General features: G+C 35.5%; 18 protein-coding genes, 6 tRNA genes and 1 pseudogene. 14 read left to right on the top strand and 11 right to left on the bottom strand.

Annotated elements, in window-relative coordinates:
• Window positions 1–40 precede the first annotated feature (40 nt).
• The 6 genes from A3IA_RS0104570 (at window position 41) to A3IA_RS0104545 (ending at window position 579) form a co-directional block, all read left to right on the top strand.
• Window positions 41–113, top strand: a tRNA-Lys gene (locus A3IA_RS0104570).
• A 5-nt stretch (window positions 114–118) separates the two neighbouring features.
• Window positions 119–200 (top strand) — tRNA-Leu (locus tag A3IA_RS0104565).
• 11 nt (window positions 201–211) lie between these two features.
• Window positions 212–284, top strand: a tRNA-Thr gene (locus A3IA_RS0104560).
• A 21-nt stretch (window positions 285–305) separates the two neighbouring features.
• A tRNA-Ile gene (locus A3IA_RS0104555) sits at window positions 306–379 on the top strand.
• Between the two features lie 13 nt (window positions 380–392).
• Window positions 393–464, top strand: a tRNA-Glu gene (locus A3IA_RS0104550).
• Window positions 465–508: 44 nt separating this feature from the next.
• Window positions 509–579 (top strand) — tRNA-Thr (locus A3IA_RS0104545).
• Window positions 580–649: 70 nt separating this feature from the next.
• Here A3IA_RS0104545 and A3IA_RS0104540 read toward each other — a convergent pair.
• The 9 genes from A3IA_RS0104540 to A3IA_RS13665 form a co-directional block, all read right to left on the bottom strand.
• Window positions 650–1,783 carry a tyrosine-type recombinase/integrase gene (locus A3IA_RS0104540; protein ID WP_018380166.1) on the bottom strand — a complete coding sequence of 378 codons (1,134 nt, stop codon included), beginning with the start codon at window positions 1,781–1,783 and terminating at the stop codon, window positions 650–652.
• Window positions 1,784–1,841: 58 nt separating this feature from the next.
• Complete coding sequence (locus A3IA_RS0104535; protein ID WP_018380165.1) at window positions 1,842–2,177, bottom strand: DUF771 domain-containing protein; 336 nt, start codon at window positions 2,175–2,177, stop codon at window positions 1,842–1,844.
• A gap of 18 nt (window positions 2,178–2,195) precedes the next feature.
• Window positions 2,196–2,687 carry a replication initiation factor domain-containing protein gene (locus A3IA_RS11855; protein WP_051072803.1) on the bottom strand — a complete coding sequence of 164 codons (492 nt, stop codon included), beginning with the start codon at window positions 2,685–2,687 and terminating at the stop codon, window positions 2,196–2,198.
• Window positions 2,677–2,868, bottom strand: coding sequence for a hypothetical protein (locus tag A3IA_RS0104525; RefSeq protein WP_018380164.1), 192 nt, complete (start codon window positions 2,866–2,868; stop codon window positions 2,677–2,679). The genes A3IA_RS11855 and A3IA_RS0104525 overlap by 11 nt, the downstream gene beginning before the upstream one ends.
• Window positions 2,837–3,346, bottom strand: coding sequence for a hypothetical protein (locus A3IA_RS0104520; protein ID WP_026217555.1), 510 nt, complete (start codon window positions 3,344–3,346; stop codon window positions 2,837–2,839). Before A3IA_RS0104520 ends, A3IA_RS0104525 begins: the two co-directional genes overlap by 32 nt.
• A gap of 235 nt (window positions 3,347–3,581) precedes the next feature.
• Window positions 3,582–4,928, bottom strand: coding sequence for an FtsK/SpoIIIE domain-containing protein (locus tag A3IA_RS0104515; protein ID WP_018380163.1), 1,347 nt, complete (start codon window positions 4,926–4,928; stop codon window positions 3,582–3,584).
• Entirely contained in the window at window positions 4,909–5,367 is a 459-nt protein-coding gene (locus tag A3IA_RS0104510; protein ID WP_018380162.1) for a hypothetical protein, read from the bottom strand. The genes A3IA_RS0104515 and A3IA_RS0104510 overlap by 20 nt, the downstream gene beginning before the upstream one ends.
• Before the next feature lie 161 nt (window positions 5,368–5,528).
• Complete coding sequence (locus A3IA_RS0104505; RefSeq protein WP_018380161.1) at window positions 5,529–5,891, bottom strand: hypothetical protein; 363 nt, start codon at window positions 5,889–5,891, stop codon at window positions 5,529–5,531.
• Window positions 5,892–6,127: 236 nt separating this feature from the next.
• Complete coding sequence (locus A3IA_RS13665; RefSeq protein WP_083902720.1) at window positions 6,128–6,277, bottom strand: RNA polymerase sigma factor; 150 nt, start codon at window positions 6,275–6,277, stop codon at window positions 6,128–6,130.
• Window positions 6,278–6,418: 141 nt separating this feature from the next.
• On the opposite strand from A3IA_RS13665, the gene A3IA_RS0104500 reads away from it, so the two are divergent.
• Window positions 6,419–7,396 carry a hypothetical protein gene (locus tag A3IA_RS0104500; RefSeq protein WP_018380160.1) on the top strand — a complete coding sequence of 326 codons (978 nt, stop codon included), beginning with the start codon at window positions 6,419–6,421 and terminating at the stop codon, window positions 7,394–7,396.
• Window positions 7,397–7,468: 72 nt separating this feature from the next.
• On the opposite strand, the gene A3IA_RS0104495 is transcribed toward A3IA_RS0104500, so the two are convergent.
• On the bottom strand, window positions 7,469–7,807 hold the full coding sequence (locus A3IA_RS0104495) for a helix-turn-helix domain-containing protein (protein WP_018380159.1): 339 nt from the start codon (window positions 7,805–7,807) through the stop codon (window positions 7,469–7,471).
• Between the two features lie 157 nt (window positions 7,808–7,964).
• Here A3IA_RS0104495 and A3IA_RS0104490 point away from each other — a divergent pair, with 157 nt between their 5' ends.
• The 5 genes from A3IA_RS0104490 (at window position 7,965) to A3IA_RS0104470 (ending at window position 13,830) form a co-directional block, all read left to right on the top strand.
• A complete protein-coding gene (locus tag A3IA_RS0104490) occupies window positions 7,965–10,373 on the top strand; it encodes an LPXTG cell wall anchor domain-containing protein (RefSeq protein ID WP_018380158.1) in 2,409 nt (802 codons plus the stop codon).
• Between the two features lie 61 nt (window positions 10,374–10,434).
• Window positions 10,435–11,535, top strand: a complete 1,101-nt coding sequence (locus tag A3IA_RS13220) for a hypothetical protein (protein WP_018380157.1) — start codon at window positions 10,435–10,437, stop codon at window positions 11,533–11,535.
• A 13-nt stretch (window positions 11,536–11,548) separates the two neighbouring features.
• A complete protein-coding gene (locus tag A3IA_RS0104480) occupies window positions 11,549–12,073 on the top strand; it encodes a hypothetical protein (RefSeq protein ID WP_018380156.1) in 525 nt (174 codons plus the stop codon).
• Between the two features lie 94 nt (window positions 12,074–12,167).
• The gene (locus A3IA_RS0104475; protein ID WP_018380155.1) at window positions 12,168–12,554 is read left to right on the top strand and encodes a hypothetical protein; all 387 of its coding nucleotides are present in this window, start codon (window positions 12,168–12,170) and stop codon (window positions 12,552–12,554) included.
• Between the two features lie 10 nt (window positions 12,555–12,564).
• Complete coding sequence (locus A3IA_RS0104470) at window positions 12,565–13,830, top strand: hypothetical protein (RefSeq protein WP_018380154.1); 1,266 nt, start codon at window positions 12,565–12,567, stop codon at window positions 13,828–13,830.
• Window positions 13,831–14,168: 338 nt separating this feature from the next.
• Here the strand turns inward: A3IA_RS0104470 and A3IA_RS12970 are convergent.
• A pseudogene (locus A3IA_RS12970) lies at window positions 14,169–14,831 on the bottom strand (transposase); the annotation flags it as partial.
• Between the two features lie 283 nt (window positions 14,832–15,114).
• On the opposite strand from A3IA_RS12970, the gene A3IA_RS0104460 reads away from it, so the two are divergent.
• Complete coding sequence (locus A3IA_RS0104460; RefSeq protein ID WP_018380152.1) at window positions 15,115–15,369, top strand: DUF1912 family protein; 255 nt, start codon at window positions 15,115–15,117, stop codon at window positions 15,367–15,369.
• 13 nt (window positions 15,370–15,382) lie between these two features.
• Window positions 15,383–16,033 (top strand): HD domain-containing protein, encoded by a 651-nt coding sequence (locus A3IA_RS0104455; protein ID WP_018380151.1) that lies wholly within the window; start codon window positions 15,383–15,385, stop codon window positions 16,031–16,033.
• Window positions 16,034–16,357: the final 324 nt, after the last annotated feature.

Here is a 16,357-nt window from a genome sequence, read left to right as displayed (position 1 = left end):
GATTCCCGTCGGGACCGTCGAAACATAGTTTCGAAAGACAGACTCGTTAGCTCAGTTGGTAGAGCAATTGACTTTTAATCAATGGGTCACTGGTTCGAGCCCAGTACGGGTCATATAGGCGGGTTTGGCGGAATTGGCAGACGCACCAGATTTAGGATCTGGCGCTTAACGGCGTGGGGGTTCAAGTCCCTTAACCCGCATATAGAGAAAAGCCGGCTTAGCTCAGTTGGTAGAGCATCTGATTTGTAATCAGAGGGTCGCGTGTTCAAGTCATGTAGCCGGCATAGAATTTAATATTCTAAATTGGGCGCGTAGCTCAGGTGGTTAGAGCGCACGCCTGATAAGCGTGAGGTCGGTGGTTCGAGTCCACTCGTGCCCATTATTTATAATATGGTCCGTTGGTCAAGGGGTTAAGACACCGCCTTTTCACGGCGGTAACACGGGTTCGAATCCCGTACGGACTATTATTATACAGGTTAGATGACTAACCTGTTTTGTTAATATCCTTGCCGCTATAGTTAAATGGTATAATAGAGCAATGGTAATGCTCAGTTCCGAGTTCAATTCTCGGTGGTGGCATAATATTTAGCTGAAAACGTTGATATATCAACGTTTTTTTATTTTTTGGTCACCATTTGGTCACCAAACTTCACCCTTTCCCTAGAAATGCGCGGACTTTGGTGTTTTCATTTTCTTCCTTCTCTTTTATCAAGTGTCCATATGTTTCAGTAATTTGTTTGATGTCTTTATGCCCCATGATTTTAGCTATTGCCCAGATATCTATATCTTGTGAAAGCATCATACTAGCATAGGTGTGTCTTAAACCAGTTGAGCTTAAATTTTTGGGTTTTATATTGATATCTTCCATTGTTTGACGTAAGGAGCGATTAATGCCTTGGCTTGTTGGGACACCTGTAAAGAAATCTATAAATAATAAATTTTCTTCGTTTGACATTTTATATCGTTTAAAATAAGCTTCTTGTTCTCGTTTTAACTTTTTAAGAATTTCAATTGTACGGTTATCAATTGGTACCGTTCGAATGGAAGTTTCTGTTTTTGCATTTGTCCATTTTGATTTTTTGGTATCATATCTTCGATATGTTTTTATTTCTAAATCTTCCCACAAGATACAATCCCAAGTTAGTCCAGCAACTTCACCGAATCGAAACCCTGTTTTCATTTGAATGTATATAAAGTAGTCGGTAACGGACTTGTTATAGTCTACTTTTCTTTCAAGTTCATATAGTAGTTTCTTATAATCTGCTGTACTAGCAATGTATTTATCAGAAACTTTTTTACTGTTGTTTAATCCTGTAATGATAGCACCTAATGTGAAGTCATCAATATTCATTTTATCTCTTTTAGCAAATGTGATTACCGATTTAATCTCACTATTTAGTCGACTGATACTATCTTTACTTATTTCTTGAGCATAGTGATTAATAAAAGCTTGATAATCACTTGGTTTAATCTCAGATGCTGGTTTGTCACCAAAGTAATCTTTAATTCTTTTTCCACGGTAGAAGTGTTTTAGCAAAGTGCCTTCACTCTTCTTTTGCGGAAGTATCATTAATTCGTACCATCTTTCCCATAATTGATATAGAGTAACGTATTTATCAATAACTTTACCTTGAATTAGCTTCAGCTCGATATCAATAGCTTCTTTCTGAGCTTCGCGCTTTGTCTTAAAACCAGAGTTACTGGCAACGACTTTTTTATCTTTGTCAATAATTCTATAATCCCATAATTTCTTCTTTCCACGTTGTCTGTATGATACTGCCATTGGTTATCCTTTCCTATAACACGATAACCAAGAATTTGTCTTGGCTATCTTACCATATTTAACAAAAGATGTCTTTAAAATGTTGCTCAAAATAATGCCTTGTTTTACTGGCTAAAAAATAATAGCGTCCCCCTTGATTATCAGGGTATTTTACAAAGCCATTATCATTTAATTCAATATCAATCTGAGAGCGTATATCTGGGTTATACAACACTTTATCAAGGAACCAAGGTCTTGAGACGCTAAGGAGCTTTAAAACGTCTGTAAGGGTCATATATTGCCCTTCTGACGCTTTTTCTTTTAATTGTTCATAATCATCTTTATCAACTAATACCTTCGTTTCTGGAAGTGTAATAGCGATATTTGTTAAATCAACAGTAATTTTTTGGGTCATAGGAAATCCTTTCAATATTTAGTCATCTTCCCATGGAACGGGGAAGCGCTGTAGGTAATTTTTATATTTGGTTACCCAAGCTTCATGGTCTTTATTGGGTAAAAATTCTTTCTTATAATCGAAAAAGAGATACTGAATAAGTTCACTGTCGGAACCATCCCCCCATACCTGATTCACTTTATAAAGAAGGGGATACAATCCCGATCCCTTCTTCATATAGTCAATTGAACGTTTCACGGTATCATCTTTAGGATTTTGGGGTGGGAATTCAAATTTTTTGTCATCTAATAAATTAATCATTAGCCGTGTAATCCGATGGGGTCTGTTAGAATTTACATGAAAGAACATATACTTATCCAAAATGGATGATAAAATAAGATTTTTTAACTCATTATCTGTTTTACATTGTCGTATGGCCTTCGTTAGTTCATGGGCATAATGCCCTTTGTATTCAACTTCAAAACGTGTCCAATCGTCTACAGCTTTGGCTTTACTTCGGTTATGCTTCATTTTTTTGTTCCTTTTTCTTATCGTAAATACGAACCAAGGCTTTAGAGCCTTTTGTTCTTGTCCCTATATAGATAGTCTCGGCTTCAAACTGCTTTGAGATATCATTTATTTTTGATGGATTTTTAGGATATGGTTTTTCTTTATTTTCCTTAATAACTTTTGCGAGTAATTCTTTTGCCATAGCGTATTTCAGTCCTTCCTTGCTCAATAGAGCGTTTTAATTTGGGTATGCTGATGCCTTCATTGATAAAGTCACAACACAAATCTACCCGTGATAATCTTGCGTGATATTTTGTAGATATAATCATATTTAAAAAGGTATTTAATTGGATGGGTTCATTAAACTGTTCTTCATAGCATTTACGATAATCCGACCACGAAAATGCCGAAAATTTGACAATCACGCCCATATTTTTGTAATACTCGTGAAAGGCAACGGACAGGTAAAACGGAACATTTTCCACAATGAAGCCGTGTGTATAGCCTGCTGGAAGCCCATCTTTTGTAAAATTGATGATGGGATAAAAAAAGTCTAAATGTGATTTTTTTAGGAATTCCCTAGATATTTCAACAGCAGTATCAAACCAATCTTCAACAGTAACATTAACTGTAGATTGCAATACTAGGGTAAATTGGTCAATATCAACGGAAACTGTCATCTTTTGTCCTTTCGTTAGTAACTGTTTTAAAGTTTAAAATGCTAGATAGGATAAGGCTTGAAGCTTTTATTTTGGGGTGGTCGAGACTGGGTATTTACCATACCCAGTCTCGGGTGTTGCTTTCCCCGCTTCGCGGGAGAAAGCAACAGATAATACAAGATGCCTGAACCAATTGTTAACCATCCCTTTAAGAAGCTCCCTGCCTTTTTTATCAACCTATGTAGCTTAAAATGGTTTAATCTTTCGACTGAATCTGTTTAAAAATCCTGTCAAAGCCGTCTTTATACAAATCAAAATCGAGATGTGGCATGGCAAGTACTTTTGGGTCTTGTACATATCCATCTAACGTATAGACACCTTCGCCTAATTCAAATTGTCTCTTAGGGACATCTGTACGCTCGAATGCGGTTGTATAAGTGGTTGCTTGAGCATTTCCCATAACGACCTTAAAAAGTAAGCTGTTTCTGACATGAGTCGGTAACAGAGTTGCATCACTTTTTTGCATGGCGATAATAACAAAGAAACCAAGTTGTGAGCCTTTTAGCACTAAAGCATCAATCATGGCATTGATATCATCGCGTTCTGCCTTAGGTCGATTTTTTAGAGAACTGGCAAACGATGCGTATTCATCAATGACTAGGAGATAAGGAGTCATTCCAAAAAACTTATAATCTTTATCAAGTCCTTGCTTCTGCATAGGACTCATGGTTTTTTCCCGTTCTTCCATTGCAGTCAGGTAATCTTTTAGAAGCTGTCTTGATTCATCAATAGAAACAGCTACATGTCCTATATCCTTACCTAGTTGACTAATTGAACTTCGTTTTGGGTCAATGATGAAGAGATTAGCTAGACTGTTATCTTTTTCATTGTAATGTCCGTATTTAAGGAGATAGTTCATGATGAGCCAGTAAAGACTGTAGCTTTTACCTGACCGCGTCGCTCCAACGATAAGTCCATTACAAAAGGCTGGAAGTGTGAGGCGTTTATCAATAGGTATTGCTGTCGGACTGTCTTGTTGTTCTAATAATTGTTTAACATCATCTAAACTAGTCAGTTGAAACCGTCGATTAATAGACTTATCATCTAGCTCATAAATGTAAGCATTCTGTGTTGGAATCATGCGATGTTGCTCAACTACAAAATCAGAGAGTGCTGCTGATAAATCTAGCTTTTCTAGTTTTTCTTGTAAGCTGATACGATTTTCGACGCGTAGATACCAGATACCATCTTTACAATAAAAGTCGATTTTCGGTAATTCTACCAATGTTTTTCCAGCATAGTATCCTTTTTTCACAAAAACTTGAGCGGCAATGAGTTCCTTTTTTAGATAAGCTACTTGTCGCCATAAGGAGTAAGCTTTTTGTAAACCAAATGCTTTAACGTGGTAGTTACGGTAGAATTTACACCATAATTTTAATATTAAGTAAGACTTTAGAAATAATAGAGCAAGACCACCGATAAGGAGTGGTTTGAAGTTTGTTAAGCCAAATAGTATGAATAGTAATATTGCCGCTAGGAAACAGCCTAGCAAAATGCTTACTAGGCCATCCCAACGACGTTTATCAGTCGTTATAATTTTCATCGTTAGATAATCCTTCCTTATTGTTCATCGTAGTGATGGTATCATTACCATTCATTATTTTATCTAGTTCTTTATCAGAAATAGTTGTAAAAAAAGGTTTTTTAGGGGTGATGTCATCATTATCAAATATGCTAGTACGATGACTGACGTCCGCATCTTTTGGGAGATGATGGATGTCACGATATAAGTCATCGTCACTTAGTTTTCTGTAATAGGGTTCAGTAGGGTCGTTAGGGTCTGCTGGTTTCCAGTTAGTGATTTTTCGCATAATAGGGTCTTTTCGTGCGGTATGTTCCATTAGCTTGTCATAAAAATTAGCAGAATCAGATGGAACGGTCGCTGTCTCAGCATCGCGTTCTTTGTTTTGAAGTCGAAGCTTTTGCTTTAAGCTATGCTTAGCTTCTTTTTCTTGTTGGTGTTTATTCAATTTTTTTGCCATAAGATAACCTTTCTAGAGTTTATAAAGTGAGAATTAGATTTAATTTTAATAGAAGCTTGGATAGTTGGTAATCGTATGTTAAGTTGAATGGGTATCATGTTATTACTGACAAACCAGTTCAAGTAGGGGCATCAGACTACTTGACTGTTTGTCATTCCTTTCTATTTGGTTGTTTTTAGTGCAATAGATTCAGCAGTAATACTAAGTTGATTGCCATAGTCGCCATATACAGTTGCAGCTGGATTATTAATGACAATACTTGCAAACTTCTTATAATTTGGTAAGGGCTTGGTTACCTTGATAACAAGTTGTTCACCGCCGTTTAAATCTGGGTCGACATTGTCACCATAATCGGTATTATCGACAGCAATGACACATTTTGCTTTGACGCCAAGCTGTCCTTTTATTTTGCCGTCGCCATCGTATTCAACCCAAGGTTCATCTGCAATGATACGTATATCCTTGTCTTTCAAGAATCCTTCAGTATCGAACACTTGGAATTGTCGTAATTTTTTTAATGCCATAATAGGCTCCTTTCAAATAGAAACTACCCTAAAGTCTTCCGAGTAGTTGAGCGTATAGCAGGAAGATATGCTTGAGAACCAGATGATACTGATGCCAAGTATCAAGTATGGCTTATAGGGATTTGCTCGGTTTATCGTCATGAGCTGGACAAGTGTGTTACATTCCTTTCTTATCTATAGGAGAATTGGGGCATTGAATTCGGAATTTTTTTTGCTGAATAGTGATAAAACAGCTGTTATTGATAATCAGCAAGCAAAAATCTTAAGGTAGTTTTAGCTCTTATGTAATGTGATTTGACTGTTTTATCACTTATGCCGATGATTCTAGCAATAGCACTATAGGATTTACCTTCTTCAACCTTCAATTCAAAAATTTGGCGGTCAATAGGAGAAAGCCGTCCATTTGATGGCCATCAGTAAGGACTAATTTTTATAATTCTATTCTATATAAAAAAAGCAGTTGCTATGTGGCAATTTGTTATGTTAAAATGCATATAATACCCCCACGGAAGTTTTAAGGATAATGTATGATAAAAATTCAAAATGATATTATGGAACATGTCTTCACAATGATTAGCCAAAGAGTTTCAGAACGAAAAATAGCAATGAAACTTAGGAGAGTTGATATTTCTCCAAGTGCTAGTGGAGAACAGTTGATTTCTTATATTGTCAACAATCGTATTATCGAGGATAAGAACCCTTACTTGTTAACACCTAATATCGCAGATGATATCGTTGAGAGTCTAGGATTTGAAAATGTCTTTTCTTTAATTTGGGGAGACAAGGAAACGAGGGAATCTTACTTTTTCTACCTATTTTATAAAGGCATGGAATACCTAGATGAATCAGCACCAGATGTAGTGAATGACTGTCTGTTAGATTACCTTCCCTATGCTAGGGCTAGGGCTTATAGTGACTTAGATAAAGAATATTTCAATCAATTAAGTGAACAGTTAGCTAGTCCCTATTTTGATAAGAAAGCATTTAAAAAGTCTCGTGACTTGGCTATCGCGAGACTATACATTTTATATAAAAATAGATTTATGCTTGAACATGCTCATTTTTTCGTTACTAAATACACTACAAGATTAAATGATGAATTGAAGGATTTTTTTGAAGATAACCTATATAAGATGCTTTCTGAATTTTCTCAAACAAGTAAAGGCAAAAGAACATACCTATTAATAAAGGAAATTCTTGAACAAAGTCATGAACATCTACAATGGTCATTAAGTGGTAGTCAATCAATTTATCAAGACGACAATGTTATTTTTGATGTTGATGATTTCTCAGATGATATTGATACATCAATCGATGAAGATGCTATTTCTATAGACCTTAATGACACCTATCAACTGATAGCTCCAATCGTAGAAACTGGTCATCACTATATTGAACATCTTGTTGAAAGTCAGGAACAACTTAGTGGCATTAGTCAGCAACAACTTTATCAGGTCTTTAAGAATGATAGATTCTTGTATACATCACTTCAGGAAGATGAATAATTTAATCCGAAACAATGGAAAAATCACCTAGGCAACATTAGCTTAGGTGATTTTCTTTACTATTATATAAGCTCATTTTTTGTCGTATTGTTTGACAATGGTAATGAAGGCTTTTGTCAGTTGCTCTTGAACGTCTAATGGCAACGAACTTAATTGATCTGTTAGTGTTAACAGATTTTCGGTGTCAAAGCTTGAGAAGTTAAAGAACTCTTTAGGTGTTACTTCAAGCGCTGACATGATTTTTTCTAAGGATTGGATTTTTAAATTGTAGTGCTGGTTCTCAATGTTGTGAATGTATTTGGTGCTAAGGTCAGCCATTTCAGATAATTTTTCTTGACTAATACCTTTTTCTAATCGTAATTGTCGAACTCTTAATGAAATATAATGCTGCAATGAGTTTTCTTGAGTCATATCATTCCCCTTTTTCCCTATCATACAAGCTTTAATAAGTAATAAAAAGGTGAATGTAACAAACTATTTTTATTAAAAAGTGTGTTAAAACGAACTAAAATGTGATAGAATGAATTTGTCAAAATTTTTTTTGGAATATTAATGGAGGATTATTGACTTGGACAAACACAAACTAATCGCTTCTGCTGCGGTGCTTGCTGCTGTTGCTGGTACTGGCGCTACTGTTAACGCAGACGAAACAACGCAACCTACACAACCTGTTCTTGGCACTGAAAATACAGCGACAACAGAAACGGTTGAAACTCTCAAACCACAAGTTGATGCAGCTGCTCAAAAAGTGGATGAAACCGCTACTACTGTTACTGAAGCTGAAAGTGCTGTCGAAGAGGCTCAAGCTATCTACGATGCTGAAAAAACAGTATACGACCAAACTAGTGAAGCTATTACAGTGCTTGAGGATGCTGCAAAACAAGCAACACCTGAAAACATCGCAGCTGCCGAGTCTGTTGTAGAAGACGCTGTACAAGATGTCAAAGTTGCTGAAGAAAATCAAGCAACTGCTGAAGCTGAAGTAGCTCCTGCTAAAGAAGCCGTTGAATTAGCAGAATCAGTTGTCACAGACGCTGAAACAGATGAAGCAACAGCTAAAGCTGACGTTGAGGTAGCTCAAGATACTGTAACAGCACTTGAAAACAATGAAGACCCACGTATCGCACTAGAGGAACGTGTTGAAACAGCCAAAGAAGATGTAAACATCGCTGAGGATAACTTGACGAAAGTAACAACTGATGGTGATGCTAAAACAGCTGAATTGGAAGCTATTGTCAATACTGAAGCTGAAAAAGTTGAAGCTGCCAAAACAGGTAAGAAAGTTATTGTAGAACGTGCCGTTGGTGATATTATTGAATACAATAACACAAAAACTAACAAATCATCACCTGTGAAATACTTTGGCGCTGAAACAGTATCCATTGAATTGACAGATGCACAAAAAGAAGAATACGCACGTACAGGACGTATTGCATTCACATCAGATGCTAATGAATTGACTAAATGGGCTGTTTACTACATGAACGAGCTTCGTGAATTGAACGGTATTACTGAACGTGTTGAAGCAACTGACGAAGCTATTCAATACGCAGTAGCTCGTGCAGATGAAATGCGTCGTAATAACAAGATGAGTCATAGCACAGACCTTTCAATTGGAGCATCATCTGAAAATATTTCCTACAGTAGTCGTATGGATTCGTTGTCAGACCAAGAGTTAGCTTATTACTTGGTAGCTCGCTGGTACGATGATTCATACAACGCATCTTCTAGTCTCGGTCACCGTCGTGCAATCTTATTTGCGCACCAAGGACTTGGAGTGGCTGTGAATGGAGTACAAGGTGGCGACTACTATGCTGCTATGGATAATATCCCTGAAGCCGATGCCGAAGGTATGATCAACCCCGACTTCATTCATCAGCTTGGACTAGTTCGCAAATACAACTACAAAGAAGTTCAAGATGCAAACGGTGAATGGTATAGCACGATCAACGGTAAAGAAACAGTATTCTTACCAAAACTCACTTTCATTTACTTGACTGATGCTGCAACAGACGTTGACGAGTCAGCACTTAACGCTGCGAAATCAGCACTTGACACTCATAAAGTAAATCTTACTGAAGCTGTTCGCAAGGCTGAAGCTGAACTAGCAGAGGCTCACGCTGAATTAACAGCTGCAACAGAAGCTTTAGCGGTAGCTCCTAAATCAGAAGACCGCGCTCAAGCTCTGGCTGATGCTAAAACAGTTCTTGCTGAAAAACAAGCTAAATATGAAGCAGCTAAACAAGAAACAGTAGACGCTAAGGCTGATTTGGCAACAGCTAAGACAGAATTGTCACACAAAGAAGCAGCTGTAGCCGAAACTGTGAAAATTGTAGAAGATGCTAAATCAGCACTCATTAAAGCTCAAGACGCTTTGGAAGTCTTGCAAAACCCAGAAGGTAAATTGGAAGAATTGAAAGAACGTCAATGGGACGCGTTGATGAACATGAACTCAGCAGAATTTGTCTTATCAGATGCAGTTGAAAAACTAAATGCATTGCGTAAAGAACATACTGAAGCTGAAGAAGCTTACCACTTAGTAAAAGCACGTTACGATGCACTTTTAGCCTTGTCAGGTGAAACGGATAATGACGTTGATGCACCGAAAGATGATAAGCAACCAGAAACACCTTCAACAGATGATAATAAATCAGATCAAAGCAATTCAGATAATGGTTCTGATGTAAAACCTGGTACCGATGCTGGTTCTGCCAATTCATCTAAAGATGCTGAAGTTGAAATGCAATCAAATGGCTACCGAAAATCACCAGTTACAGCAGTTTCATATGGTAAAGTGAATGCTAAATCAGCTGTTGAAATGATAGCAAGCAAAACAGACGATAAGAAAACTTATTCACGTGTTGCTAAAGCTGAAATTTTACCTGAAACAGGTTCAAATGAATCTGTTGTGGCAATGCTTGTTGGTATGGCAATCACAGGAATTGGATTAGTAAGTCTTAAAAAACGCCACAATTAAGGATTATATCTAGTGGGGAAACTCACTAGATTTTTTAGGAGAGAATTTTAGGAGTCTGATTATGAAAAATATATCTTTAAAGAAAGTATCAATACTTACTGCTATAGCAATCACTTTAGCAGGATGTTCACAGTCAAATACAAAAAATACGAGTACAAAAGAAACAAAATCAAAAACCGAAAATGTTTCTAAATACAAAAGTAAAAAACAAAAATCCAAAGATCCTTACAAATTAGACATAGATACGAACCAATTGTACGATGAAAATGGTGATAAATATAGTAAACCTAAGAATATCTCAAAGTACGAAGGAACCTATGCCATATCGAAAATTTATGATTACGAAGAAGGATCTACTGGTGATGAAGAAGCAAGAAATATTCAAATAAAGATTAACAAAGATGGTACCTACCGTAAATTAATTCAGTTTTCATCTATTAATAAATTATATGAACCTAATCGTTATAATAGGGGCTATTTTGATAAAGATAATAAATTTAATATTACAAAGTTAACGTTTGAAGCTGACGGTACAACTTATTATGATCCTACTATTTACTATGAGCAGGGTGTCATAGTAGAAAAATTTGGAGATTTATATTTTGCAAAATTGATGTCTGGACAAAAGCAACCTTTTATAGACAGTGATGGAAAATTAAACCTTTCAAAAAGTATTATGTTAGAGAATAAAAGTGGACGTTATACTAGCAGCCATGACAAAATAGCTAACACACTCATGCATGAAAGTGAGATTCCAAAAATCTCGAATTCTAACCTAGAAGAATTAACGAAACTTACTTCCGAAGGGATTTTAGAAGGAAGAACAAACATTCAAATACCAAAATCAGATAATGTTGATGATGCAGTTCGAAAACCATTGAGTGAAATAATAACTTCTAAATTTTTTAAGGAAACTATAGCAAGCCCAAATGGAGTCTACCAGTTTTATACAGAAGATGGTAATTTAGATGATTATACAATTCTTGGTCTAGAAAATTTAAAAGATACATATAATTCAGATGGTGACAAAATAACTGATGGTGTAGGATATATCATCAAAGGAAATGGTAGTAGTGATTACGAAAGACTTGTTGCGTATTATAAGGATAAATTTGTATTTACAAATAGAAATGATGGAAAGTTTATTTTAGATTTAGATTAGGATAAGTTCATTTATGTCAAAAAAACGTTTATTTATTGCAATTGCTTCAGTTTTAGGTCTTATTTCTGTATTAATGCCTTGGATAACATTTCAAGAATATAGTCTAAATGCTGTTAATGATACCTTCCAAGATGGCTATTTCTTTGGTTTGGGGTATATTATCATTTTAGTTTGTCTCTTTTGGGGCAATCCACAATCAGCATTGACCCAGAAAAAGAATTGGATAATTCTTGGTACTTCTGCCCTTATCTTTGTATTTGTAGTAGGGGATGTTATTGCCAACAATGATGTTTTTGAGATGGGAGCTAGTTTAGGACTTGGTGCCTATGTCTGTCTCTTAGCATCTGGTTTCATTGCAGTTTTTAGTTTTTTAGGCCGAAATGTATCAGCTGGTGATTCTACTGTTGATCTTGATAAAGAAAAAATAGTAGAACTAACTCAAAAAGGGACAAAAGTTGCGAAATCAGCAGCCAAAGTAACTCAACGAATAGCAAAGTCAGCTGTTGATGAAGTCAAAAAAGAAATGAATAAGAAATAAACTATGAATCTTCTTGTCAATTTGGCAGGAAGGTTTTATTAGATATTTAATATTTTTTGAATTTTAGATATAATGAGTTAAGGAGAAAATTAAAATGCTTACATATAATGATTTTACGAAAGAGATAGATGCTTTAGATTTTGAAGCTTGTCAAAAGTTATATGATGAATTACTAGCGTGCGCACCGACTAATGATTCTGATTTTGATGAGTATTGGAAAAATTTTGTTAAAAGTGCCAATGAGTACACTACAATCCGATCGAATTGGTACTTGATTTCAAAGGAAGAACGTCAAACAACTGACAGTCACCGTACAACTGTTCATAATCGTGTTATTACTAATTTGAAGATGGTTTCAAAATTACTTGAACTTGATTATGGTTTATCCCCAGAATGGTTTGATGTTAGTACAGAAAATAGAAAACAAGTTGGTGATTTTGCCAATTACATCGCTTATGTTTATGCAGTAAATGGAAGATAGGAACAAGGTTATGAAAAAAGTTTTAGGTATTACAATGATTTGTTCAGCATTACTATTAAGTGCATGTCAATCAAACACAGTTAAAGAAGCTAAGTCTACCCCTGCAAGTACGAGTAGTGCTAAAAAGCAAACCAAAACGTCAACAACATCTTCTAAAAAGCAGGAAAAATCTAAAACCAGCAGCAATGCATCTACTGAAGTTACATCTGATTATCCTGAATTATATGGAAAGTGGAAAAATGAAGCGGGTTCTACTTTGCAAGTAGATGCTGATGGTGCTTTACATTTTAAATCATCAACAAACAGTGATGGACATATTAAGGGAAATGCTTTTCAATTAACAGGACAAGAATATGACAAAGGTCTATTATCTTATCAATATGAGTTAGATTTAACTGGTTTTACAGATATTCTTTATATGCCGAAGGATAATAATGCTGGAAAATTTTTGATTGGTGATGAAAGTAAGGAAAGATTACTTTTAAATCGAAGTAATGCAAGTAATGAAACGACCGATCCAGAAGTTTTAAAAGAGATTCTATTTTATAAAGAAAGCGACAATCAAGCTGATAAAGTTAAGAAGAACGGCATTGATTTAATTGCTACTCAATTAGAAGATTATTCAACTATTGAAGGGCAGTGGTCTAATGGACAAGAAACGCTTGATTTTTCTCAAAAATTAAATGAGTTTAAATCAGGTAGTGATGTTAGGGTAACTTCTGATTTGAAAGATAATACTCTCAAGTTTTTGATGACTCCTGAAATCAGTGGGCCTTTTTACTATATAATATACCCAGCAGGTACCACAACTATGGATTTAGAAGGTGCTCAGATTGCTAATGAAGACGATACTTCAAAAGATAGAGTTTTGGTAATGCAAGAAATTTATGCTAGTTTTTATTATCGCGAAAGTGATGCTAGTGTGAATACTACAAAGAGTTCAAATAATAACTTCACAGGGATTGAAGCTGAATTAGAAGACTTTATGATAGATTTTCGAAATGCTGTTAATGAGACGATTAGTACCAAAAAAGACCATATGGCTGACTTATATGTTTCTACTGATAATTCTGCGTATAAAGAGACTTTAGGCTGGTATATGGATGCACCTGAACCTTATAAAAATGTGTCAACGAAATCATTTTCTAATATTAAAGAAGATGGCGACACAATTAGCTTTGATGTTGTGATTGATAATAATGGAACAGATTCTAGTCGTTTTTATAAACTTAAAAAAGTTGATGGCAACTATAAAATTTTGGAATTTAGGTATTAAAAGACTCCCCTAATTTACAAAAAGGGGAGCCTGAAAATAGCCTATTTGGTCACCATATGGTCAACTTTCTCAAATTAGCTATTATAAATTGAGTGACAAATTCTTGATTTCATGCTATTTTGTTATTTATTGCTACTTATTTTAACTGCCAAGCACTCGGTGGTGGCAGAATATTTTAAGAATGTTGTTTGGCGACATTCTTTTTTATTGTGGCTCATTGTCAACTGTAGTGGGTTGACTTATAGCTAACACCGAGAGAGAATCAGATTGGTTCTCTCTTTTGTTGTGTTCAAAGCAAGATAAATCCGTTTTTTGAAGTTTTCAAAGTTCCTAAAGACAAAGGCATCACGTTTAATGACTTTGACACGGTTTTTGACCTGTCTGGAGTAGCGCAGGAAGTGATTACGATGGATACTTGTGAAGATAGTCAGTATTTTGAGAGACTCGAAATACTGGGGAATGAAACTCATCTTGCCCTTCTTGAAGCAGTATTTATCCCAACTCATATGGGAAGGAAGTCAAGTCAGGTCTATCTTGAACTGAAATTCTTTAAGTTTACGAATAGCCGTTGAAGTAGACACTGCCAAACTCTCAGCGATAGCAGGCATAGATACTTTTTCAATCAGTTTTTGAGCAATTTTGTGATTGACAATACCGGGTATTTGATGGTTCTTCTTGACCAGTGAGGTCTCAGCTAGAGTCATATTCCCACAAATTTGACAGCGGAAACGACGCTTCCTTAAACGAATGAGGGTCTTATATCCAGCACATTCTAAATAGGGTATTTTAGATTCTTTTTGGAAGTCATATTTGCCTGTCTGACCTTGACAAATTAGGTATTTAGGAGCTGGATAATCAAGCTTAGCGAAGACTTCCTTATGTGAACCAGCCTTTTTATAATCCAAGATTGTGATATTGGGGGCTTTTATTCCTAGCAGTTGTGTGATAAGATGTGATTGTTCCGTATGAGTCTTTCTAATGAGTTGGTTAGAGCATTTCATTAGAAGTCATATGGGGCTTTTTTGTACATTCAAAAAGACTCCATAATCTCCGATGGGAATTTACCCACTACAGAAATTATAGAGTCTTTTTTATTGTACATTTTGGGATGACTTTTAATTAGTATAGTCAAATGAACTAACTTTCAGACAAGGAACAGAAATACGCTGACAGTACTTGAATACGCAAGTCGAAAGTGATGATGCATCAAAGCTAATTCAAAAAGACTATTGTAGCTTAAACATGATATAATAGTTGTATTAATTTAACATTTTGGAGTAGTATATGTCTAGGGAAGAGCAATTTTTAAATGATTTTAAGGACTGGGTTAATACTCAGGTAATTATAAATGAAGGAGCTATGAAAGCTAGCCAGCAGGTTTGGGAAGAGGATAAGGATGTGCGTGCCAAGGATGCCGCTATTCGATATGAGAGTCGCTTAGATGCCTATCGTTTTCTTCAAGGAAAATTTCAAAATTTTGAAGAAGGCAAAGGATTTCATGATATTCCTGATGATACTTTTGGGAAACGTTCTTATTAACAGGAGTTATTAGATGGCTGATGAGAGTATCATCCGTGAGGCAGAATTTTTTGTTAAGTCTGTTTTAGGTGGAGATTCTTCTGGACATGATTGGTGGCATATTGAGCGAGTTCGTAAATTAGCTATTAGGATTGCCCAAGAGGAAAATGCTAATATTTTTATTTGTGAATTAGCAGCATTGTTGCATGATATTGCGGATGGCAAACTGAATGAGTCTGAGTCTGTTGGCATGAATAGAGTTTTGACTTGGTTGGATGATCACGGGGTCTTAGAAGATGATAAAAAATCTGTTTTAGACATCATTCAGAATATGTCATTCAAGGGTGGATTAAATCATGATAAGGTTTTATCTTTAGAAGGTCAAATTGTCCAAGATGCCGATCGCTTAGATGCGATTGGAGCCATTGGAGTTGCAAGAACCATGGCTTATGCTGGGAGTAGAGGTAATTTGATTCATGTTCCTGGCACTGGTATTCGAAGTGAGATGACTTTAGAGGAATATCGTAATCAGGAATCGACAGCTATTGCACATTTTTATGAAAAATTATTGTTGTTAAAGGATTTAATGAACACGGCGACCGCTAAACAATTAGCAGAAAAGCGTCATGCTTTTATGGAAGAGTTTTTAAAAGAGTTTTATGCTGAATGGGATGGCATTTTTTAGTGGTTGAAATTTAAAAACGCTTTTGTGATAATTTTCATCTTTTAAGTATTTATTGACTTCTGGAGTGAAAGAAAAGGAAATGACATTTTGGTGTTTTATACCTCAGTGTGGAAAAAATTTTTGAATAATCTCTTAGGTACAAGTTGATAGCCTTCTTAATAAAGAATTTTTTGCTTTCAAAATTCCAAGACTTGATCTGTGAAGGTAGTTAACTATTGGTTTTGTCTTTACATTCTGATTGTCTATTAATGACTATTCGTCTTAACTAGAAATCATCCTATTTAGAGAACGTTACTATTAGATTCTTTACGGTTTTGTAATTTA

Source organism: Streptococcus thoraltensis DSM 12221 (assembly GCF_000380145.1).
Classification (GTDB): Bacteria; Bacillota; Bacilli; order Lactobacillales; family Streptococcaceae; genus Streptococcus; species Streptococcus thoraltensis.
Note: the sequence above shows the minus strand (reverse complement) of the source record. Positions and strands in the feature narration are given on the sequence as shown.

Coding starts and splice junctions, on each gene's coding strand:
- A3IA_RS0104525 (WP_018380164.1), bottom strand. CDS start 2,868: ATGGCAAAAGAATTACTCGCAAAAGTTATTAAGGAAAATAAAGAAAAA.
- A3IA_RS0104455 (WP_018380151.1), top strand. CDS start 15,383: ATGGCTGATGAGAGTATCATCCGTGAGGCAGAATTTTTTGTTAAGTCT.
- A3IA_RS0104470 (WP_018380154.1), top strand. CDS start 12,565: ATGAAAAAAGTTTTAGGTATTACAATGATTTGTTCAGCATTACTATTA.
- A3IA_RS0104505 (WP_018380161.1), bottom strand. CDS start 5,891: ATGGCATTAAAAAAATTACGACAATTCCAAGTGTTCGATACTGAAGGA.
- A3IA_RS0104520 (WP_026217555.1), bottom strand. CDS start 3,346: ATGACAGTTTCCGTTGATATTGACCAATTTACCCTAGTATTGCAATCT.
- A3IA_RS0104460 (WP_018380152.1), top strand. CDS start 15,115: ATGTCTAGGGAAGAGCAATTTTTAAATGATTTTAAGGACTGGGTTAAT.
- A3IA_RS0104540 (WP_018380166.1), bottom strand. CDS start 1,783: ATGGCAGTATCATACAGACAACGTGGAAAGAAGAAATTATGGGATTAT.
- A3IA_RS0104475 (WP_018380155.1), top strand. CDS start 12,168: ATGCTTACATATAATGATTTTACGAAAGAGATAGATGCTTTAGATTTT.
- A3IA_RS0104535 (WP_018380165.1), bottom strand. CDS start 2,177: ATGACCCAAAAAATTACTGTTGATTTAACAAATATCGCTATTACACTT.
- A3IA_RS0104495 (WP_018380159.1), bottom strand. CDS start 7,807: ATGACTCAAGAAAACTCATTGCAGCATTATATTTCATTAAGAGTTCGA.
- A3IA_RS0104480 (WP_018380156.1), top strand. CDS start 11,549: ATGTCAAAAAAACGTTTATTTATTGCAATTGCTTCAGTTTTAGGTCTT.
- A3IA_RS0104500 (WP_018380160.1), top strand. CDS start 6,419: ATGATAAAAATTCAAAATGATATTATGGAACATGTCTTCACAATGATT.
- A3IA_RS0104510 (WP_018380162.1), bottom strand. CDS start 5,367: ATGGCAAAAAAATTGAATAAACACCAACAAGAAAAAGAAGCTAAGCAT.
- A3IA_RS0104515 (WP_018380163.1), bottom strand. CDS start 4,928: ATGAAAATTATAACGACTGATAAACGTCGTTGGGATGGCCTAGTAAGC.
- A3IA_RS11855 (WP_051072803.1), bottom strand. CDS start 2,687: ATGAAGCATAACCGAAGTAAAGCCAAAGCTGTAGACGATTGGACACGT.
- A3IA_RS13220 (WP_018380157.1), top strand. CDS start 10,435: ATGAAAAATATATCTTTAAAGAAAGTATCAATACTTACTGCTATAGCA.